The following is a 7573-nucleotide window of genomic DNA, read 5'->3' as shown; positions in this document are numbered from 1 at the left end:
CACGGGACGCCACAGTTTGCGATTCGCTCGCGCGTCTCCCTTGGCGATATCGGCGGCAGCCGCTATTGCTGCGGCGATGAAGCCGCTCCTCCCGATCACCGCCGTTGTCACTTTGCTGGCCGCTGCGCCGGCGCTTGCGATCGTCGGCAACGCGCCCGCGTCGAACGAGGGTATCGGGCGCTCCGTGGTGACGATCGTCGGCTCCCGCGGCAATTTCTGCAGCGGCGCCTTGATCGCGCCGAAGCTGGTGCTGACCGCCGGCCATTGCGTGCAGCCGGGCCTCGATTACCGCATCGTGGAATACGATCGCGATCGCAAGCCGGTGTTGAAGACGGTGCGGCGCGCGGCGGTGCATCCCGGCTTCAGCATGCAATCCATTCTCGCCCATCGCGCCACCGCCGATGTCGCGCTGCTGGAATTGGAAGCGCCGGCCAAGGAGCGTGCGCCGGCTGCGCTCGGCGTGCCGCAGGCGCCGCTCGCGGCCGGCAATGCCTTCACGGTCGCAGGGATCGGCGTCGCGCTCCCCGGCGACGGCAGAAGCGGCGGCGTCGTGCGCGCGGCGCCGCTGGTCGCGACCGGCAAGCCCGGCACATTGCAGATCCGGCTCGTCGATCCCGCGACGCAAGGCGCAAAGCCGGGGCTCGGCGGCTGCACCGGTGATTCCGGCGGCCCTGCGTTCGAGACGCAGGCGCAAGGGCCTGTGCTGATCGGTGTCATCTCGTGGTCGACCGGTCCCAATCTCGGCGACGGCTGCGGCGGCATGACCGGCATCACGCCGCTGACGCTGTATCGCGACTGGATCATGCAGACAGCGCGCCAATGGGGCATGCCGCTCGGCGGAAATTGAAATCGGTCCACGCCCGGCGGCGGCGTGCTCTCGCGGGTTGACCGTCGTCGTGATCGGGTTCAGCCTGTCGCGCGAGGAAACACCAACAACGCAAGAGCCCAGGGACCCATGAACGTCATCGCGCCCATCCGGGAGGCCGCGTCCTCTCAGGCGACCGAACATGTCGACGTGCTGATCGTCGGCGCCGGCATCTCCGGCATCGGCAGTGCCTATCAGCTGACGAAGCAGATGCCCGGCACGCGCTTCGTGATCCTGGAGAGCCAGGACAGCTTTGGCGGCACCTGGCGCACGCACCGCTATCCCGGCATCCGCTCCGACAGCGACCTGCACACCTTCGGCTACAGCTTCAAGCCATGGGTCGGGCCGCCGATCGCGACGGCGGACGAGATCCTCAAATACATGGGCGACGTGATCGAGGAGAACGATCTCGGCCGCCACATCCGTTACGGCCATCGCATCATCTCGGCGAGCTGGTCGAGCGCGACCAATCTCTGGACCGTTCACGCGGTGAAGGGCCCGAGCGAGGAGCCGGTCACGATCACGGCGAACTTTCTCTGGATGTGCCAAGGCTATTATCGCCACTCCAAGGGCTACACGCCGGAATGGCCCGATATGGCCAGGTTCAAGGGGCGCATCGTGCACCCTCAGCTCTGGCCCGACGACCTCGATCTCACCGGCAAGCAGGTCGTCGTCATCGGCTCCGGCGCCACCGCCGCGACGATCCTGCCGTCGATCGCCGGCAAATGCGCGCATGTCACGATGCTGCAGCGCTCGCCGACCTACTTCCGCATCGGACGCAACGCGATCGAGATCGCCGAGGAGCTGCGCCGGCTGCAGGTGAAGGAGGAATGGATTCACGAGATCGTCCGGCGCAAGATCCTGTTCGAACAGGACTGGTTCACCAAGCGCTGCCTCACCGAGCCCGAGCAGGTGAAGAAGGAGCTGATCGGCCAGATCAGCGCCATCGTCGGCCCCGACTATGCGGCCAAGCACTTCACGCCGAGCTATCGGCCGTGGCGGCAGCGCATCGCCTTCGTACCGGACGCCGACCTGTTCGAGGGCATCAGGAGCGGCAAGGCGTCCGTCGTCACCGACGAGATCGAGCGCTTCACTGAAAACGGCATCAAGCTGAAGTCCGGCGATGAGCTCAAGGCCGACATCATCGTCACCGCGACCGGCTTCGATCTCTGCGTGCTCGGCGACATCGCCTTCACCATCGACGGCAAGCCGCTGGATTTTGGCGACACCGTCACCTATCGCGGCATGATGTTCACCGGCGTGCCGAACTTGGCCTGGGTGTTCGGCTATTTCCGCGCCAGCTGGACCTTGCGCACGGATCTGGTCGCGGAGTTCGTCTGCCGGCTGCTCGCGCACATGAAGGCAAAGGGGGTCGAGAAGGTCACGCCTCAGCTGCGTCCCGAGGACCACAACATGCCGCTGCTGCCCTGGATCGATCCGGAAAACTTCAACCCCGGCTACATGATGCGCAACATGCATCTGTTGCCCAAGCGCGGCGACAAGCCGGAATGGCAGCACAGCCAGGACTATTGGCGCGAGAAGGACGAGATTCCCGCGATCGATCTGGACGATCCGGCGTTCGTGTATGGGTGACGTCGGCCGCTGAGGTCCCCTGTTTCGCCAAACCCGATCGGCCGCCGCGGCCGGGGCGGGTTGCTCGAAGGCCCCCGGGACGTGCGTGTCCGCGACGCCCGGGGCCTGCCGTGGCTCGATCCGTTCGCGGCGGTGCCGTGGTCCGCCTGGCGCGGTTTTTTTCGGGAACCTTCGGGCGCGAATTCCATCTAAGCCACGAATGCTCAGTTGGGATGATCGACAATGCCCTGGACCCCGGCCACCACAGTCTCCGCAACGACCGGCGAGGATGACCTGATCCGGCGGGCAAAGACCCGCGACGAGACGGCGATCCGCGCCATCCTGCAGGCCAACAACCGCCGCCTGTTCCGGATTGCCCGTGGCATCCTGCGCAACGACAGCGAAGCCGAGGACGTCGTGCAGGAGACCTATCTGCGCGCGCTGACCCATCTGGACGAGTTTCGCGGCCAGTCCAGCATTTCGACCTGGCTGGTGCGGATCGCGATGAACGAGGCGATGGGGCGGCTGCGCGGCCAGCGACCGGTGTTGCAACTGGACGCCGGACCAGAGACCAAAGCCGGGGCCGAGGTGATCCGGTTTCCAGTGACCTCGAGCGATCCGGAGACATCCGTGGCGCAGCGCCAGATCCAGGCCGTGGTCGAACGGGCCATCGACGACCTGTCCGAGCCGTTTCGTCTGGTGTTCATCGCCCGCGTCATCGAGGAGATGAGCATCGAGGAGACTGCGGACCTGCTGGGGCTGAAACCCGAGACCGTCAAGACGCGCCTGCATCGCGCCCGCACCATGCTGCGCGAGAACGTCGAGAAGGAGATCGGCCCCGTTCTTCTCGACGCATTTCCGTTTGCAGGACGGCGCTGCGAACGGCTGACGGACGCGGTGCTTGCGCGCCTCGAATCCTCGACCTGAAGATTCTCGGGAACGTCGGCCGGGTTTTTTCATCCAATCCCTGTGCAGCCATTCAACCGCCGGCGAAGCGATCCGGCGACACAGGAGATTGCAGTCATGTTCAAGCATATCGGCGCGACGGTCGTCGTGCTCTGCCTCGCGAGCAGTGTCGCGTTGTCGCAGGGCGCCAAGCTCAGTGATCCGCAGATCGCCCACATCGCCTATACGGCGGGTGAAATCGACATCAAGGCCGCGAAGCAGGCGCTCGACAAGTCCAGCAACAAGGAGGTCAAGGAATTCGCGCAGGGCATGGTGCGCGACCACGAGGCGGTCAACAAGCAGGCGCTCGCTCTCGTCAAGAAGCTGCACGTCACGCCTGAGGACAACGACACCAGCCGGGCGCTGTCGAAGCAGGCGAGCGAGAAGCTCAACGAGCTCGGCAAGCTCAAGGGGGCTGATTTCGACAAGGCCTATATCGCCAACGAGGTCGCCTATCATAAGACGGTGAACGGAGCGCTCGAGACTCAGCTCATTCCGTCGGCGAGCAATCCCGAGCTGAAGGAGTTGCTGCAGACCGGCCTCAAGCTGTTTCAGGGGCACGAGCAGCACGCCGAGCATGTCGCGGCGGACCTGAAGTAGGATCCGCCGATGCTGTCGGGACGCCTTGCTCTGCTGAGTTTCGTCATGCTGGCCGCGGTTAGCGTTCCGGCGCACGCGGCCACGATCCGGATCACGATCGACAAGCTCACGTTTTCCCCGGCCTCGGTTTCGGCTGAGGTCGGCGACACCGTCGAGTGGGTCAACAAGGACGCCCTGGCCCATACGGCGACGGCGCGCAATGGTGACTTCGATGTCACGCTGCCGCCGAGCAAGACCGTCAGCTCGGTGCTCAGGAAGGCGGGCACGGTCGATTACTACTGCCGCTATCATCCCAACATGAGGGCGACCCTGACGATCGCCCCGTGACGGCCGGCGTTTTCAACAGGGTTCAATGCGGGTTCTCCAGGCTGAACGTCTCGGACTGCTCGTCGTAGGAAAACAGCTCGGCGTAGCGGCCCCAGGACACGATGGTCTGCAGGGTCTCGTCGGCATATTGCTCGGACATGTAGTCCTCGAGCTCGATGCGGAAACGCGCGGCCGGGGCGGCATGCGAGGGGCGGTCGTCGAGCACGCGGCGGATCAGGCCCATCAGCGGCACGTTCTCCATCAGGTGCGCGGCGAACAGCTTCTTGCGCTCATCGGTCTCGAGGTCGGCGAAGCGGCGGCCGGCCTCGGTCAGCATCAGGTCGCCTTCGCTGAGATGGGCGAAGCGGAGGAGTTGCAATGCCTCGGCGAGCGGGAAGATCTCGTCGACCTCGAGCTGGAGATGGCCCGCGAGCACCGGCAGGTCGGCGTGCCCCTTATACGGCTCGCCGGCGAGCGCCTCGATCAGGCCGGAGATCGAGTTCGAGGAAACGTGGCTCAGCACCATGCCGACGCCGGCGCTCGCGGTGCTCGGCAGCTTCGGCTCGGGCCGCTGTGTCATCCGCGCGTACAAGCTGTCGACGAGTTGGCGGAACGCCGGATCGAGCCGGTTGCGTGGATGGGCTAAGTCGACCTTGAACTCGGCGGCGACGCGGCCGGGATTGGACGAGAACACCAGGATGCGGTCGCACATCAGCACCGCCTCCTCGATGTTGTGCGTCACCATCAGCACCGATTTGATCGGCAGCCGTCCGTCGGTCCAGAGATCGACGAGGTCGGTGCGCAGCGTCTCCGCGGTCAGCACGTCCAGCGCCGAAAACGGCTCGTCCATCAGCAGCAGGTCCGGGTGCACGACCAGTGCGCGGGCGAAGCCGACGCGCTGGCGCATGCCGCCCGACAGCTCCTTGGGAAACGCCGATTCGAAACCGTCGAGGCCGATCAGGTCGATCGCGGCCAGCGCGCGCTTGCGCCGCTCGGCGCTGTCGATGCCGAGCGCCTCCAGGCCGAGCTCGACGTTCTGCAGCACGGTCAGCCACGGAAACAGCGCGAAGGACTGGAACACCATGGCGACGCCGCGTGGCGGGCCTGCGATGGTCTCGCCGCGACATTTCGCTTCGCCTGACGACGGCGACACCAGGCCTGCGATGATCCGCAGCAGGGTCGACTTGCCGGAGCCGGAGCGGCCGAGCAGGCCGACGATCTCGCCGGCGCGGATGGTCAGGTCGACCTTCTCCAGCACGACGAGATCCTCGCCGCTGCCCTTGGGAAACATCCGGCTGACGCTGCTGATCTCGATCAGCGAAGTGTTCTTGACCTGGTCGCGCATGATGATCTCTCCCGGTCAGCCGAGCCGCAGCCGGCGTTCGCCGAAGGCATAGAGCGGCCGCCACAGCAGCCGGTTGAACAGAGTGACGAGGATGCACATCACGGCGATTCCCAGCACGACGCGCGGAAAGTCGCCGCGTTCGGTGGCGCCGGCGATGTAGGCGCCGAGGCCCGAGGCCGTGAGATGCGTGTCGCCCCAGCTCGCGACCTCGGCGACAATGGCGGCGTTCCACGAGCCGCCGGAGGCGGTGATCGCGCCGGTGATGTAATAGGGGAAAACGCCCGGCAGCACGACCTTGAACCACCAGCGCCAGCCGGTGAGATGCAGGCTCGCCGCCGCTTCGCGCAGGTCGCTCGGGAAGGCGCTGGCACCGGCGATGACATTGAACAGGATGTACCACTGCGTGCCCAGGATCATCAGCGGGCTGAGCCAGACATCGGCATTGAGGCCGTAGCGGACGATCAGCACGACGAACACGGGGAAGGCGAGGTTGGCCGGAAAGGCGGCGAGGAATTGCGCCAAGGGCTGGATGCGCTCGGCGAGCTTCGGCCGCAGCCCGATCCAGACGCCGACCGGCACCCAGATCAGCGACGCGAGCGCGATCAGCACGGCGACGCGGATCAGCGTGATCAGGCCGTAGCCGATCGCGCTGAAGACGTCCGATGGCGCCAGGGTCGCCGAGAGATAGAGGTAGGTCTTCCAGCCGGCATAGGCGCAGCCGAGGACGACCACGCCGAACCAGAGGCCGTCGACGAGCTGCGATGACGGCGCGCGACGCACCGGGCCGCTCCAGGCTTTCGGCCAGTTGATCCGCAGATTGGAGAACGAGCGGTTGATCGCCGCGAAGGGAAGCGACAGCGAGCGCAGCGCGCGGGTCCGCCGGAACAGGTCGAGCATCCACGAGGAGGGCGGATCGCCCGAGGCGGTCTGTTCGAAGCGGAATTTGTCGGCCCAGGCCACGATCGGGCGGAACAGCAGCTGATCATAGGCGGTGATCACCAGCAGCATCGTCAGCAGCGCGGCGCCGATCGCGGCGAGATCCTTGTGCTGGATCGCCAGTGCGACATAGGAGCCGATGCCGGGCAGGGTCACGGTGGTGTTGCCGACGGTGATCGCCTCGGACGCCACGACGAAGAACCAGCCGCCTGACATCGACATCATCGCATTCCAGATCAGGCCGGGCATGGCATAGGGCACGTCGAGCCGCCAGAAGCGCTGCCAGCCGGAGAGGTGGAAGCTGCGCGTCGCCTCCTCCAGATCCTTCGGCACGTTGCGCATCGACTGGTACATGCTGAAGGTCATGTTCCAGGCCTGGCTGGTGAAGATCGCGAACACGCAGGCGAGCTCGGCGCCCAGCACCTTGCCCGGGAACAGGTTCATGAAGAACACGACGGTGAAAGTCAGGAAGCCCAGGATCGGCACCGACTGCAGGATGTCGAGCAGCGGGATCAGCACGATCTCGGCGCGGCGGCTCTTGGCGGCCAGCGCGGCGTAGACGAAGGTGAACACCAGCGAGCAGACGATCGCGAGCAGCATGCGCAGGGTGGTGCGCAGCGCGTAGAGCGGCAGGTTCGACGGATCGAGCGACACCGGGGCGGTGTCCAGCGCCGACAGCGGCAGCGTGGTCTGCTCGCCGCCATAGACGATCAGCACCATCGCGCCGACCACGATGATCAGCGCGACCACGTCCCAGATGTTGGGGCGCGCGGCCTCGCGCAGCACGGTGGTCCTGAGATCCTGGAGCATCATTCGCGTGTCTCGTCTCGTCGGCCGCAGCCCTCGGCGGTGGCTGCGGACGGGTCCTCGTCATGGCCTGGGGCTTGGTCGCGCCGGCGGGGCCGCCGGCCGAATCCGTACCCTAAGTGCCCTCTGTGATGGTTTGATTTCAAGCGCCGCGGCCGGGGATCCGGCCGCCTGGTCCGGCCTATCAAAGGATACGC

Annotated in this window: 7 protein-coding genes; 5 read left to right on the top strand and 2 right to left on the bottom strand. The window is 66.1% G+C overall.

Translation table 11 applies throughout. The annotated features are described in order from the left end of the window. Nucleotides 1-76 precede the first annotated feature (76 nt). The 5 genes from BRAS3809_RS00580 (at nucleotide 77) to BRAS3809_RS00560 (ending at nucleotide 4309) form a co-directional block, all read left to right on the top strand. Nucleotides 77-847 (top strand): S1 family peptidase, encoded by a 771-nt coding sequence (locus BRAS3809_RS00580; protein WP_035654756.1) that lies wholly within the window; start codon nucleotides 77-79, stop codon nucleotides 845-847. A gap of 108 nt (nucleotides 848-955) precedes the next feature. After that, complete coding sequence (locus tag BRAS3809_RS00575) at nucleotides 956-2458, top strand: flavin-containing monooxygenase (RefSeq protein WP_008960153.1); 1503 nt, start codon at nucleotides 956-958, stop codon at nucleotides 2456-2458. A 222-nt stretch (nucleotides 2459-2680) separates the two neighbouring features. Further along, on the top strand, nucleotides 2681-3364 hold the full coding sequence (locus tag BRAS3809_RS00570; protein WP_008960151.1) for an RNA polymerase sigma factor: 684 nt from the start codon (nucleotides 2681-2683) through the stop codon (nucleotides 3362-3364). Between the two features lie 96 nt (nucleotides 3365-3460). After that, nucleotides 3461-3982 (top strand): DUF4142 domain-containing protein, encoded by a 522-nt coding sequence (locus BRAS3809_RS00565; RefSeq protein ID WP_008960150.1) that lies wholly within the window; start codon nucleotides 3461-3463, stop codon nucleotides 3980-3982. 9 nt (nucleotides 3983-3991) lie between these two features. Next, nucleotides 3992-4309 (top strand): cupredoxin domain-containing protein, encoded by a 318-nt coding sequence (locus tag BRAS3809_RS00560; RefSeq protein ID WP_008960149.1) that lies wholly within the window; start codon nucleotides 3992-3994, stop codon nucleotides 4307-4309. Between the two features lie 22 nt (nucleotides 4310-4331). Here BRAS3809_RS00560 and BRAS3809_RS00555 read toward each other — a convergent pair whose 3' ends face one another. Both BRAS3809_RS00555 and BRAS3809_RS00550 read right to left on the bottom strand, forming a co-directional pair. Next, the gene (locus BRAS3809_RS00555; RefSeq protein ID WP_008960148.1) at nucleotides 4332-5633 is read right to left on the bottom strand and encodes an ABC transporter ATP-binding protein; all 1302 of its coding nucleotides are present in this window, start codon (nucleotides 5631-5633) and stop codon (nucleotides 4332-4334) included. A 15-nt stretch (nucleotides 5634-5648) separates the two neighbouring features. Continuing rightward, entirely contained in the window at nucleotides 5649-7382 is a 1734-nt protein-coding gene (locus BRAS3809_RS00550; RefSeq protein WP_008960147.1) for an ABC transporter permease, read from the bottom strand. Nucleotides 7383-7573 lie beyond the last annotated feature (191 nt).

This window comes from Bradyrhizobium sp. STM 3809, assembly GCF_000239795.1.
In the GTDB taxonomy this organism is placed as follows: domain Bacteria; phylum Pseudomonadota; class Alphaproteobacteria; order Rhizobiales; family Xanthobacteraceae; genus Bradyrhizobium.
This window is presented reverse-complemented; position numbering and strand designations above follow the sequence as displayed.

Coding starts and splice junctions, on each gene's coding strand:
- BRAS3809_RS00580 (WP_035654756.1), top strand. CDS start 77: ATGAAGCCGCTCCTCCCGATCACCGCCGTTGTCACTTTGCTGGCCGCT.
- BRAS3809_RS00575 (WP_008960153.1), top strand. CDS start 956: ATGAACGTCATCGCGCCCATCCGGGAGGCCGCGTCCTCTCAGGCGACC.
- BRAS3809_RS00570 (WP_008960151.1), top strand. CDS start 2,681: ATGCCCTGGACCCCGGCCACCACAGTCTCCGCAACGACCGGCGAGGAT.
- BRAS3809_RS00565 (WP_008960150.1), top strand. CDS start 3,461: ATGTTCAAGCATATCGGCGCGACGGTCGTCGTGCTCTGCCTCGCGAGC.
- BRAS3809_RS00560 (WP_008960149.1), top strand. CDS start 3,992: ATGCTGTCGGGACGCCTTGCTCTGCTGAGTTTCGTCATGCTGGCCGCG.
- BRAS3809_RS00555 (WP_008960148.1), bottom strand. CDS start 5,633: ATGCGCGACCAGGTCAAGAACACTTCGCTGATCGAGATCAGCAGCGTC.
- BRAS3809_RS00550 (WP_008960147.1), bottom strand. CDS start 7,382: ATGATGCTCCAGGATCTCAGGACCACCGTGCTGCGCGAGGCCGCGCGC.